The organism is Streptomyces sp. NPDC036813, from assembly GCF_055609245.1.
Map to the genome: position 1 here is coordinate 203,114 of NZ_JBVJPV010000007.1, position 19,559 is coordinate 222,672.

Consider the following 19,559-nt stretch of genomic DNA (forward strand, 5'->3'; position numbering starts at 1 on the left):
CCACATGGCCTGTGGATAACCAGATTGGCTGACGCCCCCGTGGGGCCTACCGTGGTCCGGCGCCCGCTCCGTACGCCCGTGTGCAGAACCGCCACAAAACCGACGCGTTGCAAGTGGAGTTGGGCCTCTCGGTTTGTCAGTGCCGTCCCTTAGAACAGAGGGGCACGGCGAGGTCCGCTCGGCGGACGGGAGGAGGTGGCTCGGTGAGTATTTCCGAGCCCTTGGACGATCCGTGGGCCGACAGCGGTCCGAGTGATCGTCTGCCCGCTTCCCGCCGGCGCGGTGACGGGGTCCGCACCCGTGAGGAGCAGCACGACCGGGGGCGGGACAGCGGCGGCTGGGACGGCGCCGGTTCGGCCTTCGAGCGGGTACCGCCCCAGGATCTGGAGGCCGAGCAGTCGGTCCTCGGCGGCATGCTGTTGTCGAAGGACGCGATCGCCGACGTCGTCGAGATCCTCAAGGGCCACGACTTCTACAAGCCGGCGCACGAAACGATCTTCCAGGCGATCCTCGACGTCTACGCCCGGGGCGAGCCGGCCGACCCCATCACCATCGCCGCCGAACTCACCAAGCGGGGTGAGATCAACAAGGTCGGCGGCGCGTCGTATCTGCACACCCTCGTCCAGACGGTACCGACGGCGGCCAACGCCGAGTACTACGCGGAGATCGTGCACGAACGCGCGGTCCTGCGCCGCCTGGTCGAGGCCGGCACGCGGATCACGCAGATGGGATACGCGGCCGACGACGACGTCGATGAGATCGTCAACCGCGCCCAGGCGGAGATCTACGCCGTCACCGAGCAGCGCACCAGCGAGGACTACCTGCCGCTCGGCGACATCATGGAGGGTGCCCTCGACGAGATCGAGGCGATCGGCTCACGCAGCGGCGAGATGACCGGTGTGCCCACGGGCTTCACCGACTTCGACTCGCTCACCAACGGTCTGCACCCCGGCCAGATGATCGTCATCGCGGCCCGTCCTGCGATGGGTAAGTCCACCCTCGCGCTGGACTTCGCGCGCGCCGCGGCGATCAAGCACAACCTGCCGAGCGTGATCTTCTCCCTCGAGATGGGGCGCAACGAGATCGCGATGCGCCTGCTGTCCGCGGAGGCCCGTGTCGCTCTGCACCACATGCGCTCCGGCACGATGACCGACGAGGACTGGACGCGCCTGGCCCGCCGGATGCCCGACGTGTCCGCCGCTCCGCTCTACATCGACGACTCCCCGAACCTGTCGATGATGGAGATCCGCGCCAAGTGCCGCCGTCTGAAGCAGCGCAACGACCTCCGGCTGGTCGTCATCGACTACCTCCAGCTGATGCAGTCCGGCGGCTCCAAGCGCGCCGAGAGCCGTCAGCAGGAGGTGTCGGACATGTCTCGTAACCTCAAGCTGCTCGCCAAGGAGCTGGAGCTCCCCGTGATCGCGCTCTCCCAGCTCAACCGTGGCCCCGAGCAGCGCACCGACAAGAAGCCGATGGTCTCGGACCTGCGTGAGTCCGGCTCCATCGAGCAGGACGCCGACATGGTCATCCTGCTGCACCGCGAGGACGCCTACGAGAAGGAGTCGCCCCGCGCGGGCGAGGCCGACCTGATCGTGGCCAAGCACCGTAACGGCCCGACGGCGACGATCACGGTCGCCTTCCAGGGCCACTACTCGCGCTTCGTGGACATGGCACAGACCTGAGGCGCCCATGTCGCAGGTCTCGGATGTCGTGGCCACATCTCACGAGCGATGGCCAGGCGATGGCATTCCAAGCCACGAGACAGCGGGAAGCTGCTCAGCGCCTCGTCTCGTACCTGGTCAGGACCACGCCGCCGGGAAACGTCCGGGTCTCCACCAGGCTGAGGTTCACCCAGCTGTCCAGCGCGGTGAAGAACGGCGTGCCGCCGCCCACCAGGACCGGATGGGCGGCGATCACGTACTCGTCGATCAGCCCGGCGCGCATGGCCGCCCCGGCGAGCGTTGCGCCGCCGATGTTCATCGGGCCACCGTCCTCGGCCTTGAGCCGGGTGATCTCGGCGATCGCGTCGCCGGTGACCAGGCGGGTGTTCCAGTCGACCTTGTCGATCGTCGAGGAGAACACCACCTTCGGCGTGTCCCGCCAGTTCCGCGCGAACTCGATCTCCGCCGGGGTTGCGTCGGGCTGCTGGTCGCCGGTCGGCCAGTAGGAGCTCATCGTCTCCCAGAGCTTGCGCCCATACAGCGACAGGCCACTCGCCTGCTCGTGGTCGAGCCACCACTGGAACAGCTCGTCACTCGGCGGTCCGCTCCAGCCGATGTCGTCGCCGACCGCGGCGATGTAGCCGTCCAGGGTCAGGTTCATGCCGTAGATCAGCTTCCGCATGGCGCAGCCTTCCGTCCGTGAGGGTCCGGCGGGTAGACCAGCGCTCCCCGGGAAACTCATCGCTGCGCGATCTGGGGCTCGCCGGCGGTCCTGGTGCTCGGGGCTCAGCCTGGTGTACTCGGCCGGCACGGGCAAGCCGCCTGATCTCGACCTCGCCCTCACGAGGAAATGCCTCGGATTTGAGACTGATCATGGGCGCCAAGGCCAGGAGACAGCCAAGAACACCCAGGTCACGCAAGATCGGCAGGTCACGAGCGGCGAGACCCCACAGCCCGCCGGGCGGTGCCGCAGCCGTTGAAATGGATTCGACGTGGGATGTCGCGGCGGGTGGACTGGGCCCATGACGACATCTCAGGAAGAGTTGCTGCCCGCCACCCGGCGGGCGTTGCTGCACCGGATCGCCGTGGCCCAGGCGGACGGCAGGGCCCCCTCGCTCGTCGCGGCCGTCGTCCGCGGCGGACACACGGTCTGGCACGGTGCGCGCACGTCGGTCGACGGTCATGGGCCCGACGAGAACGTGCAGTACAGGATCGGGTCGATCACCAAGACCTTCACGGCCGTTCTGGTCCTGCGGCTGCGGGACGAGGGGCTGCTCGACCTCGGTGACCCGCTGGAGAAGCACCTGCCCGGCACCGGCGCGGGCGAGGTGACGATCCGTGATCTGCTCGCGCACACCGGCGGACTGGCGGCCGAGTCGCCGGCGCCATGGTGGGAGCGCACCCCGGGCACGCTGCGGCCCGAACTCGCCGATGTTCTGGGGGAGCAGCCCTTCCGGCACCCCGTCGGGCAGCGGTTCCACTACTCCAATCCCGGTTTCACGCTGCTCGGGGCCCTGGTCGAGGAGGTGCGGGGCGAGTCATGGGAAGACGTGCTGCGGCGCGAAGTCCTCGAACCTCTGGACCTTCACCGCACGGATGTGCGTCCCAGTGCCCCGCATGCCGGAGGCTGGGCCGTGCACCCATGGGCGGACGTGATGTTGCCCGAACCCGCGGAGGACCTGGGCCGCATGGCCCCTGCCGGACAGCTGTGGTCCACCACGGGTGACCTGGCGCGCTTCGCCGTCTTCCTGGCCAAGGGAGACGACCGGGTGCTCTGTGCGCAGTCCCTGCGCGAGATGCGGACACCCGCGGCCCCCTCTGAGGCGGCGAACGTGGCCGACGGCTACGCCTACGGACTCGGCCTGGAGATCCGGCACCACGGTGGGCGGCTGCTGACCGGGCATTCCGGATCGCTTCCGGGGTTCCTGGCCGGCCTGCAGTTCAGCGTGGAGGACGACGTGGCCGCCGTCGTGCTCGCCAACTGCACCTCCGGTCCGCTCGTGGCCACCGTGGCCGCGGATCTCGTGGGGATCGTCGCCGAGGCGGAACCGCGCATCCCCGAGCCCTGGCATCCGCTGCGGGAGGCCGATCCAGTGGCGCTGGACCTGGCGGGGCCCTGGTACTGGGGTACGCAGGGCGTCGCCTTGCGGCTGACGGCCGACGGGCTGGCGTCGCTGGAGCCCCTCACGGGCAACGGCCGGCGTTCGCGCTTCCGGCCGAACGGTGACGGCACATGGACGGGGTTGGAGGGCTACTACGCCGGCGAGGTCCTACGGGCGGTGCGGCGGCCCGACGGCTCCATCGACCACCTGGACCTCGGGTCGTTCGCCTTCACGCGGCAGCCGTACGACGACAGCGCGGCAGTGCCGGGGGCAGTCGATCCGCAGGGGTGGCGGGGTATCGGCTGACGCATTGCTGTTCCGGACGCGGGGGTTGTTTCACGTGAAACACCCATGGGACGGCCCCCGCGCCACGTCGGTCACAGAGGCAGCTTGAAACCGAGGTGTGAGCCCTCGAACCCGAGCCGTTCGTAGAACCGGTGGGCGTCGGTGCGGCTCTTGTCGGAGGTCAGCTGCACCAACTGGCAGCCCAGGCGCCGGGATTCCTCCACCGCCCACTCGATGAGCTGGGTGCCCAGTCCGCTGCCACGCTCGTCGGCGTGGATCCGCACCGCTTCGATGATCGACCGGGTGGCCCCTCGCCGGGACAGACCGGGAATCAGCGTCAGCTGAAGGGTGCCGACGATGCGACCCTCGCGGGCTGCGACGACCAGGTGCTGGTTCGGGTCCGCGGCGATGCTCTCGAACGCGGTCAGGTACGGCGCGAGGTCGTCGGGGGACTCGCGCTGGGCACCCAACGGGTCGTCCGCGAGCATGGCCACGATGGCCGGGACGTCGTCGGGACCGGCGGCCCGTATCTCAAGATCTCCCATGCCCGCACCCTATGGCCCGCTCCCTAGGCGGGCACCGGTGCCTTCAGCGTTTCCACGACGTGGACCAGAGGGGCCAGCTCCGGGTTCTTCGCCGCCTCGTCGAGGGCCTCGCGCAGTGCGGCGTCATTGGTGGGCCGGGCTTCCTCCAGGAGCTTCAGACCGGCCTCGGTGACGTTGGTGTAGATGCCGCGACGGTCGGTGGGGCACAGGTAGCGCTCGAGCAGACCGCGGTCCTCGAGGCGGGTGACCAGGCGGGTGGTGGCGCTCTGGCTGAGGACGACCGCGTCGGCGACCTGCTTCATCTGCAGATGTCCGCCGTCGCCGTCGTGCTGCCGGCTGAGCACGTCGAGCAGCGAGTACTCGCGCACACTCAGCTCATGGCGAGCCTGCAGGGCGCGCTCGATGTGCGTCTCGATCCTGCCGTGCAGCAGGGAGAGTGCGCACCAGCCCTGAGCGAGGGCGGTGAGCGCGGGGTCCGTCGCTGTCATCGGTGTTCTTCCTCCGTCCCGGAGCGGCTGTTACCAGGATAGAGCAGCCGCGCAATAGAGCGCGCTTGCAAGTATCCCGCGTGTGCAACTATTGTGGACGCACGCAAAGCGCATCTGCAATCGTCTGGGAAGGTGTACCCCTCCATGCCTCTCGCGCTACTGGCCCTCGCGATCGGGGCCTTCGGAATCGGAACGACCGAGTTCGTGATCATGGGCTTGCTGCCCGAGGTCGCGGGCGACTTCGGGGTCTCCATCCCGACGGCCGGCTTCCTCGTCACCGGTTACGCGCTCGGTGTCATGTTCGGCGCCCCGCTGATGACGGTCCTCGGCACCATGATCCCCCGCAAGCGGATGCTGATGCTGCTGATGGCCCTGTTCATCGCCGGCAACCTGCTGTCCGCCCTCGCTCCCGCCTTCGGGATCATGCTCATCGGCCGCGTGGTCGCCTCCCTCGCCCACGGCGCCTTCTTCGGCATCGGGTCGGTGGTCGCCGCCGAACTGGTCGCCCCCGACAAGAAGGCCGGCGCCATCGCGATGATGTTCACCGGCCTGACCGTCGCCAACGTCGTCGGTGTGCCGCTCGGAACCCTGGTCGGCCAGCACATCGGCTGGCGTGTCACCTTCGGCATCGTCGCCGCCCTCGGCGTCGTCGGCCTGCTCGGCATCGCCAAGCTCGTCCCCGACATGCCCAAGCCACAGGGCGTGCACCTGCGCCACGAGCTGGCCGCGTTCAAGAACGTCCAGGTCCTGCTAGCGATGGCGATGACCGTCCTCGGCTTCGGCGGCGTCTTTGCGGCCATCACCTACATCGCGCCGATGATGACGCACGTCACCGGGTTCGCGGACGGCTCCGTCACCTGGCTGCTGGTGCTGTTCGGCCTCGGCATGGTCGGCGGCAACCTCGTCGGCGGCAAGTTCGCCGACCGCGCCCTGATGCCCATGCTGTACGTCTCCCTGGGCGCCCTGGCCGTCGTCCTGGCACTCTTCACGCTCACCGCGCACAACAAGGTCCTCGCGGCCGTCACCATCACCCTGATCGGCGCGCTGGGCTTCGCCACCGTCCCGCCGCTGCAGAAGCGTGTCCTCGACCAGGCCCATGGCGCCCCCACGCTGGCCTCGGCCGTGAACATCGGCGCCTTCAACCTCGGCAACGCCCTGTCGGCCTGGCTCGGCGGACTCGTGATCTCGGCCGGCTTCGGCTACACCGCCCCCAACTGGGTGGGAGCCGTCCTCGCCGCGGGCGCCCTCGTCCTGGCCGTGCTCTCGGCCGCCCTGGAGCGCCGGGGCGAAGCGCCCAGCACGGTGGTCGCCGGCTCAGGGGCCGTCGAGCAGCGGGCCGTCGTCCACCACTGACCCACGCGGATCCTGCCGGAGCCGGGCCAGGGCCGTCCCGGCGCAGGCAGAACCCGCTCCTTGAGCAACGCCCTCGTGCATCACCGGAGCGGCGCCCCGTGCACCGCTCTCCCGCACCACCGCACAACCCCTCACCCAAGGAGACCCCCGTGAGCACCACCACCGCCGTGACCCCCCTGACCACGCAGGACGCCGAGATCCTCGTCGCCGCCGCCCGCCGGGCCGCCGAGACGGCCGGTGTCACCGTGAGCATCAGCGTGCTGGACGCGGGCGGGCACCTCCTCGCCTTCCGGCGGGACGACAGGGCCGTACTGATCTCGGGGGAGACCAGCACCCGCAAGGCCTACACCGCGCTTCAGCTCGACGCCCCGACCGCGGACCTGGTGGACGCCGTCCAGCCCGGCGGCCTCTTCCACACTCTGCCCACCGCGCTCGACCGGCCGCTGCTGTTCATCGCGGGTGGCCTGCCCGTCCGCCGCGACGGCCGCCTGATCGGCGCGATCGGCGTCGGCGGCGGTGCCCCCGAGCAGGACCACGCCTTCGCCACCGCGGCCGTCGAGGCGCTCGCCTGAGCGGCAGCACCCCCTACAGCACAACGCCGGTCCCCACGGGGACCGGCGTTGTCGTGCGCTTACGGCGTGGTTCAGCCCGCCGCCACCGTCACCGGGGCGAACCGCCGGCTCCAGTCACCCGGCAGGTCGGTGATGCCGTGCGTCATGACGGAGTTGAAGGCGACCGACGCCATGCCGTTCTCCTTGACCCAGGACAGCAGCTCCTCGTGCCGGACGTCGATGTCCGTGCGCAACGGACGGTCGGTGCCCGCGGCGAGGGAGGCCATCAGCGCCTTCGCCGTCGCGGTGTCCCGGGCGATGAGCGGGCCCACGACATGGGTGTCCATGTTCGGCCACGCGGCGGCATAGCCGGTGATCCGGCCACCGTCCTCCGCGACGCGCAGCTGGTCGGCGAAGGCGGGCAGTCGCGTCACGATGGGCGTGCGGTCGGCGCCGAACACCTCCTCGTCGAGACGGAGGATGGCCGGCAGGTCCTCGGCCGTGGCCGCCCGCGTGACCACGCTGCCCACCGTGACGTCCGGTGTCAGGCGACCGACCACCATCTCCGCCCGGCCCGTGGTCTTGAAGCCCAGCTCCTCATAGAGGGGGCGGCCGTTCGGCGTGGCGTGCAGGGTGAGTGGCGTGGTGCCCATCTCCGCGAGGACGTGGCGCATCATCCGGCGCCCGACACCCTTACGGGCGTGGCGGGCGGCGACCAGCACCATCCCGACGGCACCGAGAGCGGGCCGCTCGCGTGGTCCGTACTCGGTCACGACGCAGGCGCTGACGAGGCCGCCGTCGGGGTCATCGATGCCGTAAGCCGTCCCCGCGGTGAGGAGGAATCCCCACTTGTGTTCCTCCCGGGGCCAGCCACGGTTCTCGGACAGGTCCGCGCAGGCGGTGAGATCGCGAAGCGTCAGACGGCGGATGGGCAGAGCGGCGAGGGAAACAGTCGGCACGCAGGTCAGGCTGTCCGACGGCAGGCCCCTGCGTCCACCTGTTTCACGGCACACGTACGTGCTTTTGGCCATGTCGTGGCCCGGCGGACAGCTCCGGGACAGACGGGCGACGTTTCACGTGAAACAGGCGGCGAACCCCGTCAACCCAGGTCGGGCGCGTGCATGGCGCGGACGCCCTCGATGTTCCCGTCCAGATAGTGCCGCAGCGACAGCGGAACGAGGTGCACAGAGGCGATACCGACGCGGGTGAACGGCACTCGGACGATCTCGTATTCGCCGGCCGGCTCGTCCACCTCGGGACCGTGCCGCTGGGAGAGGTCCATGGATTCCAGGCGGCAGACGAAGAAGTGCTGCACCTTCACGCCAGTCATACCGCCGTCCTCGCCGATGTGCTCCACGGTGTCCACGAAGCAGGGCACCACGTCGGTGATCTTGGCGCCGAGCTCCTCGTGCACCTCGCGGTGCAGAGCGTCGACGACGGTCGGATCCCCGGGCTCCACCCCGCCGCCGGGTGTCAGCCAATAGGGATCCATGCCAGGCTTCGTGCGCTTGATCAGAATGAGGTCGTCACCGTCCAGGAGGACGGCGCGGGCGGTGCGCTTGACCACGGGTCGGACGGTCATGGGAGAAATGTGGCCCGGCACGTTCCGCATGAAACATCCCCGCTGGTTTCACGTGAAACATCGCGAAACGTCATCAAGCGAACTCACTCAGTGATGCGTAATCGGAGGGAGGGGTCAGGCCCAGTCAGCCGCGGCCCGCTGGAGCCGCTCATGAGCCCGCGCGATGTGCGGCATGGCCAGCGTTCCCGCGCGTACCACCAGGAAGTAGGTCCGCAACGGAGGCACCGGCGGATGGTGCAACGCCACGATCTCCCCACGCTCCAGGGCGCCCGCACACAGATAGCGGGGCAGGACGGCGAGCCCGGCCCCCGCCGCCGTACAGGTGAGGACCGCGCGCAGGTCGGGGACGATGACCGCACCAAAGGGCACGGGGCGGGACTCGAAGACGGAGGCCCAGTAGCGGGAGACGAACGGGAGCGACTCGTGGACCTCCACGACGGGGAGGCTTTCCAGGGCTCGTGCGCCCACGCGGCGCAGTTCGTCTCGGCGGACCTGTGCGGCCCGGTGCGGGGCGGCCACCAGGACGTGCTCCTCGTCGCACAGCGCGGTGGCGGTGAGCAGGGTGCCGCGGGGCCGGGTGGTGCTGATGGCCAGATCGTGATGGCCGGCCGCCAGCCCTTCCAGCGTCTCCTCGGCGGTGCCGAAGGACGCGCGCAGGGCCAGTCCCTGTCCGTCGTCACCGGCCAGCTCCGTCAGCGCCGGCAGGGCCCGCTCCGCGATGAACTCCGGGGGCCCGGCCAGATGCAGACTGCGTAACGACGCCTCCTCGTCGACCCCCGTCTCGGCGATCTCCACCAAGGCGTCCAGGTGCGGCGCCGCCTTGTGGGCCAGCTCGTCGCCGATGGTCGTCGGAGTCACCCCGCGCGCTTGACGCAGAAACAGGGGGCGGCCGAGCTGCCGCTCCAGGGTGCGGATCTGCGAGGTCACGGCCGGCTGGGACAGGCCGAGCAGGGCAGCCGCCCGGGTGAAGGACCCGGCGCGGTGCACGGTCACGAAGGTGCGCAGCAAGGCCAGATCCATGGCGTGCCCTTCCCCTCTCGCCGTCCGTTCAGGGTTCCCGGCCGCGCACCCCACTATAAATATGTCGATAGGTCTCTGTCGTTACTGTGATTGGACACTGACAGGGAGTCAACTAGCCTGGTTCGCGCGGTTCTTGGACTGCGGAACCGCGGACGGTCCGAGCCACGAGGGGGGAGGCTCGGACCGTCCGTCGCGGGGAACCGGGCACCGCTCCGGCGGCCGCGCGCAGGTCAGCCGGCGGACTCCTCGAGCGCGTGCAGCAGATCGGCCACCAGGTCCTCGGGGTCCTCCGCACCGACCGACAGCCGGACGAAGCCCTCCGGCACCGCGTCGCCGCCCCACCGGCCGCGCCGCTCCGCGGTGGAGCGCACCCCGCCGAAGCTGGTGGCGTCGTCCACCAGCCGCAGCGCGTCCAGGAAACGGTCGGCACGCGCGCGCGTGGGCAGCGTGAAGGAGACGACGCACCCGAAGCGCCGCATCTGCTGGGAGGCCACCTTGTGCGACGGGTCGTCGGGCAGCCCCGGATACCGCAGCCCGGTGACGTCAGGGTGCTCCCGCAGCGCCTCGGCCACCCTCAGGGCCGTGGCGTTCTGCCGGTCGGCGCGCAGTTGGAGCGTGGCCAGGGAGCGATGCGCGAGCCAGGCTTCCATCGGCCCGGGGATCGCGCCGACGATCTTGCGCCAGCGCCGCACCGCGGTCATCGCCTCGCCGGCGCGACCGGTGACGTAGCCGAGCAGGATGTCGCCGTGCCCGGTGAGCTGCTTGGTCCCGCTGGCCACCGCGAAATCGGCGCCCAGTTCCAGCGGACGCTGCCCGAGTGGCGTGGCGAGCGTGTTGTCGACGGCGACGAGGGCGCCACGCGCGTGTGCCGCCTCGGCAAGCCGCCGGATGTCGCACACGTCGAGCCCGGGGTTGGACGGCGACTCGATCCACAGCAGCCGCGCGCCGTCGAGCACGTCCAGTTGCGCGTCGCCCCCGGTCGGCGCGGTACGCACCTCGACGCCGAACGCCTCCAGCTGGGCGCGGACGAGGGGCAGTGCCTGGTAGCCGTCGCTGGGCAGCACGACCGCGTCCCCGGCGCGCAGCTGGGAGAACAGCACCGCGGAGATCGCGGCCATCCCGGAGGCGAACACCAGCGACTCCACGCCGTCCTCGCCCGGCGCCTCCAACTCGCCGATGGCCCGCTCCAGCAGCGTCCACGTGGGGTTCTCGTCACGGCCGTAGGTGTACGGCCCCGTGGGATCACCCGGAAGATGGAAGTGGGCCGCGAAGACCGGGCCCGGCAGTGTCGGTTCGTGCTTGACCGGTTCGGGCAGTCCTGCCCGCACCGCGCGTGTGCCGTCGCCCCGGTCCTCGCGCACCGCGCGTGTGCCGTCGTCCCGACCCTCGCCCGCGTCGCTCATGCCGCCCGTCCCTCCATCTGCTCGCGTACCGCGGCGAGCAGTCCCTCGCTCGCCGCCTCCACCATCTCAAGGCACTCCTCGAAGCCCTCCATGCCCCCGTAGTAGGGATCCGGTACGTCCATGTCGTCCCCGGCCGCGGGGTCGTAGGAGCGCAGCAGCCGTACCTTCGCCGCGTCCTGGTCGGTGGGCGCGAGGCGGCGCAGCGCCTTCAGGTGTCCGGCGTCCAGCGCGATCACGAGATCGAGCCGGGCGAACCAGGACGGCTGGAACTGCCGCGCCGTGTGGTCGCTGCCGTACCCGGATTCCCGGAGGACGGCGACCGTGCGCGGGTCCGCGCCGTCGCCCTCGTGCCAGCCGCCCGTGCCCGCGCTGTCGACCTCGACCAGATCTCCGAGACCTGCCTCCTCCACGCGGGCGCGGAAGACCGACTCGGCCATCGGTGAGCGGCAGATGTTGCCGGTGCAGACGAAGCAGACGCGGTAGGTCATGGCGCCTCAGTCCTCGTCGGGCAGTACGACGTGCAGGGCCCAGGACACGATCGAGATGATCAGGCCGCCGAGGACGGCCGTCCAGAAGCCCTCGACGTGGAAGCTCAGGTCGAGCTTGCCGCACACCCACGAGGTCAGCAGCAGCATGAGCGCGTTGACGATCAGGGTGAACAACCCGAGCGTGAGGATGAACAGGGGGAAGGTCAGTACCTTCACGAGCGGCTTGACCAGGAAGTTGACCAGGCCGAAGACCAGGGCGACGATGATCAGCGTGCCGGCCTTCTTGCCGGTGCTCGATCCGGTCAGGGTGATCTTGTCAAGCAGCCACACGGCGACCAGCAGGGCGCCCGCGTTGGCGATCGTCTTGACTACGAAATTCTTCATGTGTCTGATCGTGGCAGACGGACACGGCCAGGAGCAGAGGCGAGGGCGAACAAGGCGATGAAGGCATTCCGGCTGGACGAACTGGAGGCGGAGCGCGCCGCCAACGAAGGCGCCTATCTGCAGTTCCTGCGTGAGCGGAACATGTCCGTCGGCCTGTACGCGCTCAACGCGGGAGAGCACGACCCGCAAAAGCCGCACAACCAGGACGAGGTGTACTTCGTCGTCAGCGGCCGCGCCGCGATCACCGTCGGTCTGGAGACGACCGAGGTGGCGCGCGGCAGCGTCGTGTACGTGCCCGCCGGGGTCGCCCACAAGTTCCACCACATCAGCGAGGACCTGCGCGTTCTCGTGGTGTTCTCCCCGCCGGAGGGCTGAGACCGGCCTCGGGGTTCCCTAGGGGACGGGTCAGGGGAGGACCGGGGGTGCGAGGCCCCCGCCGGCGCCCTCGCCGGCCCTAGCATCGAGTGCAGGACATCCGGAAGGGTCCGGCACCCGTCAACGGGCCGGTGAGGAAAGGGCGAAGGCGATGCGAGAGATTGTCGCGGGACTGCCGTGGTGGGTGAAGTGGGTCGCGGTGCCGGTCATCGCGCTCGTCGTGTTCGGCAGCGTGCTGGCCACGGTCGTCGGTTTTGTGATCGGACTGCTCTTCAAGCTGCTGGTCTTCGTGGCCCTGGTGGGCGGCCTGATCTACATCGTGCGGAAGTTCACCGCCGGATCGTCCTCGCGCAGCGACTGGTAGGGGCCCGGCCGGTGATCGCCAAGGGGAATCACCGGTTCCCTCGGGGGAGGGAAGTTTTCCGGACAGCCATTCTGTCCACGGCGGCGGACGGTTAGAGTCCGGAATCCGACGCGGGGCCGATCCCCCGCGCATGGCGGACACCCCCGCACCCGTGTTCCCCGCACGGGCTCCCCCTCGCGCTTCGGGAGTGACCCTTGGCCACGGTTGACACCGCACCCGCAGAGTCGCACGCACCCCCCACGCGGCCCTGCTCGACCGCACCCCCGCTGCAGCGGCCGGCCCCCACGGCCGGTGCCGAGCAGCCTCCTGCGGCGACGACTCTGATCAGCTCCGTGCAGCGCGCGATGCGTCTGCTGGAAGCCGTCGCCGAACACCCCTACGGCGCCCCCGCCAAACAGCTGGCGCGGGAGACCGGCCTGGCTCTGCCCACCGCCTACCACCTGCTGCGCACCCTGGTGCACGAGGGCTATCTCTGCCGTGAGAAGGGCCTGTTCTTCCTCGGTGAGTCGGCCGAACGGCTGGGCAGCAGTGGAGCGGAGCAGAAACGTCGCAGCACGATCGTGGACACCCTCGCGCAATGGCGCGATTCCATCGGTGTGCCCGTGTACTACGCCATGTACCGCGAGGGCGAGATCGAGGTCATGTGCGTCTCGGACACGCCCGGCAATCCGGCGGTCGAGGAGTGGGCCGACTTTCGTGAGACAGGGCATGCCCACGCCATCGGGCAGTGTCTGCTCTCCCAGCTGGACGACGGTGCCCGCCGCGACCACCTGGCCCGCTACCCGGCGCAGGCCATCACGCCCTACACGGTGTGCGACAACCATGCGCTGCTGCGGCGGCTGGAGCGGATGCGGCGGATGGAGCCGGTGATCGAGCGGCAGGAGTACGCCCTGGGGACGGTGTGCGCCGCGGTGCCGATCACGGTGGGCACCACGGCCGCCACGATGGCGATCTCGCTGCCCGCGCACCAGGCCGACCAGCTGCTGTCCGCGGCGCGGAAACTGCAGGACGAGATCGGGCGCCTGCTGGGCTCGCTGGCACTGTCTATCAGTATCTGAAAACTCACTCCTTGTGATCTAGCGTGCACGTTCAGCAAGATGCCTCCAGTGTCAAGGGGTTCATTCCCGGCCAGTCGACGGCAAGTGACGGGGTAGGCGAATGCGCGAGTCCGTGCAGGCAGTACAGGCAGAGGTCATGATGAGCTTTCTCGTCTCCGAGGAGCTCTCGTTCCGCATCCCGGTGGAACTGCGCTACGAGACCTGTGATCCCTATGCCGTACGGCTGACCTTCCACCTTCCCGGGGACGCGCCGGTGACATGGGCGTTCGGGCGTGAGCTGCTGCTCGACGGGGTGGGGCGGCCGTGCGGGGAGGGCGATGTCCGTATCGCACCGGTCGAAGCCGACACCCTGGGCGAGGTGCTGATCCGGCTCCAGGTCGGCGGCGACCAGGCGCTGTTCCGTTCGTCGGCACCGCCGATCGTGGCGTTCCTGGACCGCACCGACAAGCTGGTGCCGCTTGGCCAGGAGGGTGCGCTCGCCGACTTCGACGCCCATCTGGAGGAGGCGCTCGACCGCATCCTCGCGGAGGAGCAGAGCGCGGGCTGATACGTTGCGTCACCAAGGTGGCGTAACGGTTCACCGCTGTGGGGCGGAGATCTGCAGGAACGGTTCTGCAAGTCGGTGGCGTCGGCCGTCGGTACGGCGACGCCGTCGGCCGTCGGTACGGCGACGTCGTCGACAGCAGCGCTACGCGGTCGCGGGTATGGCTACGCCGGCGCCCGGCGCCCGGCGCCCGGCGTTTCAGCGCTTGCGCCGTCGTCCCCGGCCGCCGCGGCCCGCGGGCACCGGGATCGAGCCGGTGCCGGTCTCACCGCCGGCGCTCTGGCCGGTCGCCGCCGGCCCCTGACGGTCGGCGGCCACCACCAGGGCCGCGAGCGCCGTGGTGACCGGCACCGAGGCGACCAGGCCGATCGATCCCACCAGCGTGCGCACGATCTCCTCCGCGACCAGTTCGCTGTTGGCGACCGTGCCCACGCTGCTCTGCGCGATGGAGAAGAGCAGCAACAAGGGCAACGCGGCACCGGCGTAGGCGAGGACAAGGGTGTTGACGACGGACGCGATGTGGTCGCGACCGATCCGGATGCCGGCCCGGTACAGCCCGCGCCAGCCCATCGACGGGTTGGCCTCGTGCAGCTCCCAGACGGCGGAGGTCTGGGTGACCGTCACGTCGTCGAGCACGCCGAGGGATCCGATGATGACGCCGGCGAGCAGCAGACCGCTCATGTCGATGGACGGGTACAGGCCATGGATCAGGCCGGTGCTGTCGTCCGTGTTGCCCGTCAGCGCGGCCCAGCCGATGAACAGCGAACCGAGGACGCCGATCAGCAGCAGGGAGATCAGGGTGCCGAGCACCGCCACGGACGTCCGGGCCGACAGTCCGTGGCACAGGTACAGGGCGATGAGCATGATCGCGCTGGAGCCCACGACGGCGACGACCAACGGGTTCTCGCCCTGCAGAACCGCCGGCAGGATGAAGAAGTTCAGCACCAGGAAGCTGATGGCGAGCGCGACGAGCGCCATCACCCCGCGCATCCGCCCCACGACGATGACGGCGAGCGCGAAGATGCCGGCCAGCAGGGCCATCGGGAAGCGCCGGTCGACGTCCGTGACGGAGTACTGCAGGTCCTTCGGTGCCGAGGGCTCGTAGGCGACCACGACCTTCTCGCCCTGGTGCAGCTGCCGCGTCTGGTCGGGCTGCACGATCTCGGTGAACGTCCGGCCCGTGTCCTTGCCCGAGTCGACCCGGACAGTGGCCTTCTTGCAGGCGCCGCTGGCCTGTTGCTGGGCCGCGGACCCCTGCGCGGTGGACGTCTCACCGGTCGGGGTGCCACCGGAGGCGTTGACGGACTTGCAGCTCACCTCGACCACCTGGGTGACCGTGGCCTGCTGGGTCTGCCGGTCGAAGCCGACACCGGTGCGCTGGTGGGAGGGGGCGCCGCCGGGCCACAGCACCCCGAGACCGACGACCACCGCCACGGCGAACGGGATGAGGATCGCCGCGATGACCTTGCGCAGATGCCGGGAGACGGGAGCGGCGGGCCCGTGACTGTGCGAGTGCCCGTGCCCGCCTCCCGCGGAATGCGCGGCACTGTGCCCGCTTCCCGCAGCGTGCGCGGAACCATGCCCGTGCCCCCCACCGGACGCGTGCCGATGCCCGTGCCCGGCCCCCGGCGCGTGCCCGTGCTCATGTCCGTCCTCGGCGCCCCGGCCGTGGCCGGTCGGGCCCTGGCCGCGTGACGGCTCGGGCGGCGGATACGGGGGCTGGTGTGTGGTGGTCACCGCCCGATCATCGCAAGAACGAGAGGGGCCCCCTGTTCATCGCGCCTGAATTGACGCTAGCGTGGAGGCACCTTTGCACACGCGGGAGCTCGGAGCACCGGGCTGAGAGGGCGCTGACCTCCGTCTTCGCGATGTTTCACGTGGAACATGTGGTGTTCCACACGAAATGTCGGCAGACGGTGACCGCTGCGTCGACCGCCGAACCTGTTACCGGGTAATGCCGGCGTAGGGAGTAGGTCTCATGACCAACAAGGACGCACGCACGCCTGCCTCCGTTCAGAGCGAGTCGGCTCAGGAGGCCGGGAAGTCCATCGGCTGGCACAAGGCATACGTCGAGGGTTCGCGCCCCGACCTGCGGGTGCCGGTCCGTCAGGTGCACCTCACCAACGGGAAGGCGGTCACGCTGTACGACACGTCCGGCCCGTATACCGATCCGCTCGTCGACACCGACGTCCGCAGGGGCCTGTCGCCCCTGCGGGAGAACTGGATCATCGGCCGCGGCGACACCGAGGAGTACGCGGGCCGCCCCGTCCGTCCCGAGGACGACGGGATCAAGCACACCTCGCCCCGCGGCGGCCTGCGCAACCTCGACGCGGTCTTCCCCGGACGTCCGCGCCAGCCCCGTCGCGGCCGTGACGGCCAGGCGGTCACGCAGCTCGCGTACGCCCGCCGGGGCGAGATCACGCCCGAGATGGAGTTCGTGGCGCTTAGGGAGAACGTCTCGCCCGAGGTGGTCCGCGAGGAGATCGCGGCGGGCCGGGCCGTGCTGCCGGCCAACGTCAACCACCCGGAGATCGAGCCGATGATCATCGGCAAGCGGTTCCTGGTGAAGGTCAACGCCAACATCGGCAACTCCGCGGTGACTTCCTCCATCGAGGAGGAGGTCGAGAAGATGACCTGGGCGACCCGCTGGGGCGCCGACACGGTCATGGACCTGTCCACGGGACGCAACATCCACACGACCCGCGAGTGGGTACTGCGCAACTCCCCCGTTCCCATCGGCACGGTGCCGCTCTACCAGGCGCTGGAGAAGGTCGACGGCAGGGCCGAGGAGCTGACCTGGGAGATCTACAAGGACACGGTCATCGAGCAGGCCGAGCAGGGCGTGGACTACATGACGGTCCACGCGGGCGTGCGGCTGGCGTACGTGCCGCTCACCGCCAACCGCAAGACGGGCATTGTCTCGCGCGGCGGTTCGATCATGGCCGCGTGGTGCCTGGCGCACCACAAGGAATCGTTCCTGTACGAGAACTTCGAGGAGCTCTGCGAGATCCTCGCCGCGTACGACGTGACGTACTCGCTCGGTGACGGCCTCCGGCCCGGCTCCATCGCGGACGCCAACGACGAGGCGCAGTTCGCAGAGCTCCGCACGCTCGGGGAACTCAACACGATCGCCAAGCGTTTCAACGTACAGACCATGATCGAGGGCCCGGGTCACGTCCCGATGCACAAGATCAAGGAGAACATCGACCTTCAGCAGGAGATCTGCGATGAAGCTCCGTTCTATACGCTCGGCCCGCTGACCACCGACGTCGCGCCGGCGTACGACCACATCACCTCCGGCATCGGCGCCGCGATGATCGCCTGGTGGGGCACGGCGATGCTCTGCTACGTCACGCCCAAGGAGCACCTGGGCCTGCCCAACCGGGACGACGTCAAGACCGGTGTCATCACCTACAAGATCGCCGCCCACGCGGCCGATCTCGCCAAGGGGCACCCGGGTGCGCAGGAGTGGGACGACGCGCTGTCCGACGCCCGGTTCGAGTTCCGGTGGGAGGACCAGTTCAACCTCGCCCTGGACCCGGACACCGCGCGGGAGTTCCACGACGAGACCCTGCCGGCGGAACCGGCCAAGACGGCCCACTTCTGCTCGATGTGCGGGCCGAAGTTCTGTTCGATGAAGATCTCGCAGGACATCCGCCGTGAGCACGGCGGCAGCAAGGCCGAGATCGAGGCCGGGATGGCGGAGAAGTCGCGGGAGTTCGCGGCGGCGGGCAACCGCGTGTATCTGCCGATCGCGGACTGACGCGGACTGACGCGGACTGACGCGGACTGACGCGGACGCCCGGACTCACCCGGGCTGACGCGCACTGACCCGCACCGGCCCGCGCTGATGCGGACCGCGGGCGGTACTCCGTGCCCTGCATGCACGGAGTACCGCTCATCCGGCTCAGCGTCGTCGTGCGACGTGCTGTCAGGAGCCGTAGGTGAGCAGTCGTACGGCCGGGGCGGAGACCACCTGGGTTGTGGGCTCTCCGGGGACCCTCATGGGGACGAAGCCGCCCTCGAGCGCGAACTCGGCGTTCTCGGCGCTGCCCACGGCACGCCTGCCGGCGTCGAGGAGGGTGTGGCCGCTCACGAGCGCCACCGAGCCGCTGCGCCATCGAGCCGCTGCGCCATGCCCGGTTCACGCGGCCACCTCCGCGAAGTCCAGGTCGGACTGAGCGAGGAGCAGTTGGGCAGCGTGTTCAGCGCGATGCGGCCGACGACTTCGGCCAGCTCGGCGTCGGTGACGCCGGCCCGCGCGGGCGTCGGCCGGTGCCGGTCCTCGGCCCGGCCCCCGGTGGTGTGCGTGACGGCGTGCGCGATCCGCTCACTCCGGCTGGTGCTCCGGGCCGCCGAAATCGGGGCTGCTGAAGTCGGGGCTTGTGAAGCTGGGGCGCGGGCCGGCGGCGGGTCCGTCGTCGGGGCTGGTGAATCCCGGCCGGTCGTAGCCCAGGCGCGGGATGCGGCTGGACGGCACCGACGGGGACACGGGGTACGCCGGGGTCGTACCGGGCTCGGTCAGGGCGTCGCGCAGGAACGGCACGATGCCGCGTTCCAGCAGGGCTTCGTGCCAGGCGTCGCGGGCCTGGGTCAGCTCCTCCGGGGGTTCACCGTGGGCGCGGGACTCGAGTGAGGGGCGGTTGCGCAGGGCGGTGAGCAGCAGCCCCACGGTGGCGACGAGGATCGCGGCCGCGGTCAGGGCGCCGAACACCCATCCGGCGGTCAGCATGGTCCGGGCGAAGGCCGGCTCGGGGTCGAGCATCTTCAGGACGTAACCCACCAGCAGGAATATCGCGGCGGCGGTGCCGGAAAGGACGGGGGCGAGGACGGCGACCACGGCGACGGCGCCCGCGCCGGTGCTCTCGGCCATCTCGCCCATGGTGGCGGCGAGCCCCATCGGGGCGTCGGCGGGGTCGGCTGACGCGGAGTGCAGCTCGGTCGTCGGGGCGGCGGCCGGGGCCGGCTGTCGCAGCTCCTCGCGGACCTTGACGTAGTGCTGGTACTCGGTGGCGGCGGATGCGGCGATGAGGGAGGTGGCGCTGAGCGCCATGGCGCGCAGCTGTTCGAGGGTGAGTCGTTGGCCGGCGGCGGACAGTTCGGGACGGTGGGCTGCGGAGCGCAGCGCCTCATCGAGGATCCGTTCGTAGTCCTGACGGTCCTCGCTCAGCAGGTGCTGCGGAACGCTGTTCATGTGCATCCCCCGATGCTCCGTAGGGCTTGGGGCTCGCATGACGACGAGCCGTCGGGCAGAAACGGAGGGGAGCCTGCTACGGATAAGCCGATGGTAGAGCGGCGACGGCTCGCGGTGACAGGGGGTTTCCACAAATTGCCGATGGGCCCGGCGTGTTGAGCC

The 19,559-nt window shown here is 70.0% G+C and carries 21 protein-coding genes; 9 read left to right on the plus strand and 12 right to left on the minus strand.

The genetic code is table 11. The features are described 5' to 3' along the window. The first annotated feature begins 203 nt into the window (after positions 1-203). Positions 204-1,682, plus strand: coding sequence for a replicative DNA helicase (gene dnaB, locus ACZ67Q_RS17035; RefSeq protein WP_471182348.1), 1,479 nt, complete (start codon positions 204-206; stop codon positions 1,680-1,682). Between the two features lie 94 nt (positions 1,683-1,776). Here dnaB and ACZ67Q_RS17040 read toward each other — a convergent pair whose 3' ends face one another. Next, the gene (locus ACZ67Q_RS17040) at positions 1,777-2,343 is read right to left on the minus strand and encodes a dihydrofolate reductase family protein (protein WP_471182351.1); all 567 of its coding nucleotides are present in this window, start codon (positions 2,341-2,343) and stop codon (positions 1,777-1,779) included. Between the two features lie 340 nt (positions 2,344-2,683). Between ACZ67Q_RS17040 and ACZ67Q_RS17045 the strand changes: the two genes are divergently transcribed. Further along, positions 2,684-4,069 carry a serine hydrolase domain-containing protein gene (locus ACZ67Q_RS17045; RefSeq protein ID WP_471182354.1) on the plus strand — a complete coding sequence of 462 codons (1,386 nt, stop codon included), beginning with the start codon at positions 2,684-2,686 and terminating at the stop codon, positions 4,067-4,069. A 71-nt stretch (positions 4,070-4,140) separates the two neighbouring features. Here the strand turns inward: ACZ67Q_RS17045 and ACZ67Q_RS17050 are convergent, their stop codons facing one another. Together ACZ67Q_RS17050 and ACZ67Q_RS17055 are read right to left on the minus strand one after the other, a co-directional pair. After that, positions 4,141-4,593: a GNAT family N-acetyltransferase gene (locus ACZ67Q_RS17050; protein WP_471182357.1), complete on the minus strand. Its 453-nt coding sequence runs from the start codon at positions 4,591-4,593 to the stop codon at positions 4,141-4,143. A 23-nt stretch (positions 4,594-4,616) separates the two neighbouring features. Beyond that, the gene (locus tag ACZ67Q_RS17055; protein ID WP_471182360.1) at positions 4,617-5,081 is read right to left on the minus strand and encodes a MarR family winged helix-turn-helix transcriptional regulator; all 465 of its coding nucleotides are present in this window, start codon (positions 5,079-5,081) and stop codon (positions 4,617-4,619) included. Positions 5,082-5,225: 144 nt separating this feature from the next. On the opposite strand from ACZ67Q_RS17055, the gene ACZ67Q_RS17060 reads away from it, so the two are divergent. Both ACZ67Q_RS17060 and ACZ67Q_RS17065 read left to right on the plus strand, forming a co-directional pair. Beyond that, positions 5,226-6,434, plus strand: coding sequence for an MFS transporter (locus ACZ67Q_RS17060; RefSeq protein ID WP_471182363.1), 1,209 nt, complete (start codon positions 5,226-5,228; stop codon positions 6,432-6,434). 149 nt (positions 6,435-6,583) lie between these two features. Next, positions 6,584-7,006 (plus strand): GlcG/HbpS family heme-binding protein, encoded by a 423-nt coding sequence (locus tag ACZ67Q_RS17065; protein WP_471182366.1) that lies wholly within the window; start codon positions 6,584-6,586, stop codon positions 7,004-7,006. Between the two features lie 71 nt (positions 7,007-7,077). Here the strand turns inward: ACZ67Q_RS17065 and ACZ67Q_RS17070 are convergent, their stop codons facing one another. From ACZ67Q_RS17070 to ACZ67Q_RS17095, 6 genes are all read right to left on the minus strand, one after another. After that, the gene (locus tag ACZ67Q_RS17070; protein ID WP_471182369.1) at positions 7,078-7,944 is read right to left on the minus strand and encodes a GNAT family N-acetyltransferase; all 867 of its coding nucleotides are present in this window, start codon (positions 7,942-7,944) and stop codon (positions 7,078-7,080) included. Between the two features lie 140 nt (positions 7,945-8,084). Then, positions 8,085-8,567, minus strand: a complete 483-nt coding sequence (locus tag ACZ67Q_RS17075) for an NUDIX domain-containing protein (RefSeq protein WP_471182371.1) — start codon at positions 8,565-8,567, stop codon at positions 8,085-8,087. A gap of 114 nt (positions 8,568-8,681) precedes the next feature. Continuing rightward, positions 8,682-9,587, minus strand: a complete 906-nt coding sequence (locus ACZ67Q_RS17080) for a LysR family transcriptional regulator (protein ID WP_471182374.1) — start codon at positions 9,585-9,587, stop codon at positions 8,682-8,684. 230 nt (positions 9,588-9,817) lie between these two features. After that, positions 9,818-10,990 carry a cystathionine gamma-lyase gene (locus ACZ67Q_RS17085; RefSeq protein ID WP_471182376.1) on the minus strand — a complete coding sequence of 391 codons (1,173 nt, stop codon included), beginning with the start codon at positions 10,988-10,990 and terminating at the stop codon, positions 9,818-9,820. Continuing rightward, a complete protein-coding gene (locus ACZ67Q_RS17090; protein WP_471182379.1) occupies positions 10,987-11,478 on the minus strand; it encodes a low molecular weight protein-tyrosine-phosphatase in 492 nt (163 codons plus the stop codon). Before ACZ67Q_RS17090 ends, ACZ67Q_RS17085 begins: the two co-directional genes overlap by 4 nt. Positions 11,479-11,484: 6 nt before the next feature. Then, complete coding sequence (locus ACZ67Q_RS17095; protein ID WP_471182382.1) at positions 11,485-11,862, minus strand: phage holin family protein; 378 nt, start codon at positions 11,860-11,862, stop codon at positions 11,485-11,487. 57 nt (positions 11,863-11,919) lie between these two features. On the opposite strand from ACZ67Q_RS17095, the gene ACZ67Q_RS17100 reads away from it, so the two are divergent. The 4 genes from ACZ67Q_RS17100 to ACZ67Q_RS17115 all read left to right on the plus strand — a co-directional run bounded on the left by ACZ67Q_RS17100 (position 11,920) and on the right by ACZ67Q_RS17115 (position 14,206). Next, positions 11,920-12,237, plus strand: coding sequence for a cupin domain-containing protein (locus ACZ67Q_RS17100; RefSeq protein ID WP_361630332.1), 318 nt, complete (start codon positions 11,920-11,922; stop codon positions 12,235-12,237). A gap of 151 nt (positions 12,238-12,388) precedes the next feature. Further along, positions 12,389-12,601, plus strand: coding sequence for a DUF5326 family protein (locus tag ACZ67Q_RS17105; protein WP_361630335.1), 213 nt, complete (start codon positions 12,389-12,391; stop codon positions 12,599-12,601). 332 nt (positions 12,602-12,933) lie between these two features. Next, positions 12,934-13,659 (plus strand): IclR family transcriptional regulator, encoded by a 726-nt coding sequence (locus ACZ67Q_RS17110; RefSeq protein ID WP_471182386.1) that lies wholly within the window; start codon positions 12,934-12,936, stop codon positions 13,657-13,659. 100 nt (positions 13,660-13,759) lie between these two features. Continuing rightward, entirely contained in the window at positions 13,760-14,206 is a 447-nt protein-coding gene (locus ACZ67Q_RS17115; protein ID WP_471182388.1) for an SsgA family sporulation/cell division regulator, read from the plus strand. Between the two features lie 195 nt (positions 14,207-14,401). Here ACZ67Q_RS17115 and ACZ67Q_RS17120 read toward each other — a convergent pair whose 3' ends face one another. Then, positions 14,402-15,940, minus strand: coding sequence for a YibE/F family protein (locus ACZ67Q_RS17120; protein ID WP_471182391.1), 1,539 nt, complete (start codon positions 15,938-15,940; stop codon positions 14,402-14,404). 241 nt (positions 15,941-16,181) lie between these two features. Here ACZ67Q_RS17120 and thiC point away from each other — a divergent pair, with 241 nt between their 5' ends. Continuing rightward, positions 16,182-17,966 carry a phosphomethylpyrimidine synthase ThiC gene (gene thiC, locus ACZ67Q_RS17125; protein WP_471182394.1) on the plus strand — a complete coding sequence of 595 codons (1,785 nt, stop codon included), beginning with the start codon at positions 16,182-16,184 and terminating at the stop codon, positions 17,964-17,966. Between the two features lie 168 nt (positions 17,967-18,134). Here thiC and ACZ67Q_RS17130 read toward each other — a convergent pair whose 3' ends face one another. Both ACZ67Q_RS17130 and ACZ67Q_RS17135 read right to left on the minus strand, forming a co-directional pair. Next, positions 18,135-18,299: a hypothetical protein gene (locus ACZ67Q_RS17130; RefSeq protein ID WP_471182397.1), complete on the minus strand. Its 165-nt coding sequence runs from the start codon at positions 18,297-18,299 to the stop codon at positions 18,135-18,137. A gap of 234 nt (positions 18,300-18,533) precedes the next feature. Continuing rightward, positions 18,534-19,403, minus strand: a complete 870-nt coding sequence (locus ACZ67Q_RS17135) for a hypothetical protein (RefSeq protein ID WP_471182399.1) — start codon at positions 19,401-19,403, stop codon at positions 18,534-18,536. Positions 19,404-19,559: the final 156 nt, after the last annotated feature.

Excerpts from the sequence above, each read along its gene's own strand:
- ACZ67Q_RS17115 (WP_471182388.1), top strand. The coding sequence starts at position 13,760 with ATGCGCGAGTCCGTGCAGGCAGTACAGGCAGAGGTCATGATGAGCTTT.
- ACZ67Q_RS17060 (WP_471182363.1), top strand. The coding sequence starts at position 5,226 with ATGCCTCTCGCGCTACTGGCCCTCGCGATCGGGGCCTTCGGAATCGGA.
- ACZ67Q_RS17095 (WP_471182382.1), bottom strand. The coding sequence starts at position 11,862 with ATGAAGAATTTCGTAGTCAAGACGATCGCCAACGCGGGCGCCCTGCTG.
- ACZ67Q_RS17105 (WP_361630335.1), top strand. The coding sequence starts at position 12,389 with ATGCGAGAGATTGTCGCGGGACTGCCGTGGTGGGTGAAGTGGGTCGCG.
- ACZ67Q_RS17135 (WP_471182399.1), bottom strand. The coding sequence starts at position 19,403 with ATGCACATGAACAGCGTTCCGCAGCACCTGCTGAGCGAGGACCGTCAG.
- ACZ67Q_RS17085 (WP_471182376.1), bottom strand. The coding sequence starts at position 10,990 with ATGAGCGACGCGGGCGAGGGTCGGGACGACGGCACACGCGCGGTGCGC.
- ACZ67Q_RS17090 (WP_471182379.1), bottom strand. The coding sequence starts at position 11,478 with ATGACCTACCGCGTCTGCTTCGTCTGCACCGGCAACATCTGCCGCTCA.
- ACZ67Q_RS17045 (WP_471182354.1), top strand. The coding sequence starts at position 2,684 with ATGACGACATCTCAGGAAGAGTTGCTGCCCGCCACCCGGCGGGCGTTG.
- ACZ67Q_RS17050 (WP_471182357.1), bottom strand. The coding sequence starts at position 4,593 with ATGGGAGATCTTGAGATACGGGCCGCCGGTCCCGACGACGTCCCGGCC.
- thiC (WP_471182394.1), top strand. The coding sequence starts at position 16,182 with ATGACCAACAAGGACGCACGCACGCCTGCCTCCGTTCAGAGCGAGTCG.
- ACZ67Q_RS17040 (WP_471182351.1), bottom strand. The coding sequence starts at position 2,343 with ATGCGGAAGCTGATCTACGGCATGAACCTGACCCTGGACGGCTACATC.
- ACZ67Q_RS17075 (WP_471182371.1), bottom strand. The coding sequence starts at position 8,567 with ATGACCGTCCGACCCGTGGTCAAGCGCACCGCCCGCGCCGTCCTCCTG.
- ACZ67Q_RS17055 (WP_471182360.1), bottom strand. The coding sequence starts at position 5,081 with ATGACAGCGACGGACCCCGCGCTCACCGCCCTCGCTCAGGGCTGGTGC.
- ACZ67Q_RS17080 (WP_471182374.1), bottom strand. The coding sequence starts at position 9,587 with ATGGATCTGGCCTTGCTGCGCACCTTCGTGACCGTGCACCGCGCCGGG.
- ACZ67Q_RS17100 (WP_361630332.1), top strand. The coding sequence starts at position 11,920 with ATGAAGGCATTCCGGCTGGACGAACTGGAGGCGGAGCGCGCCGCCAAC.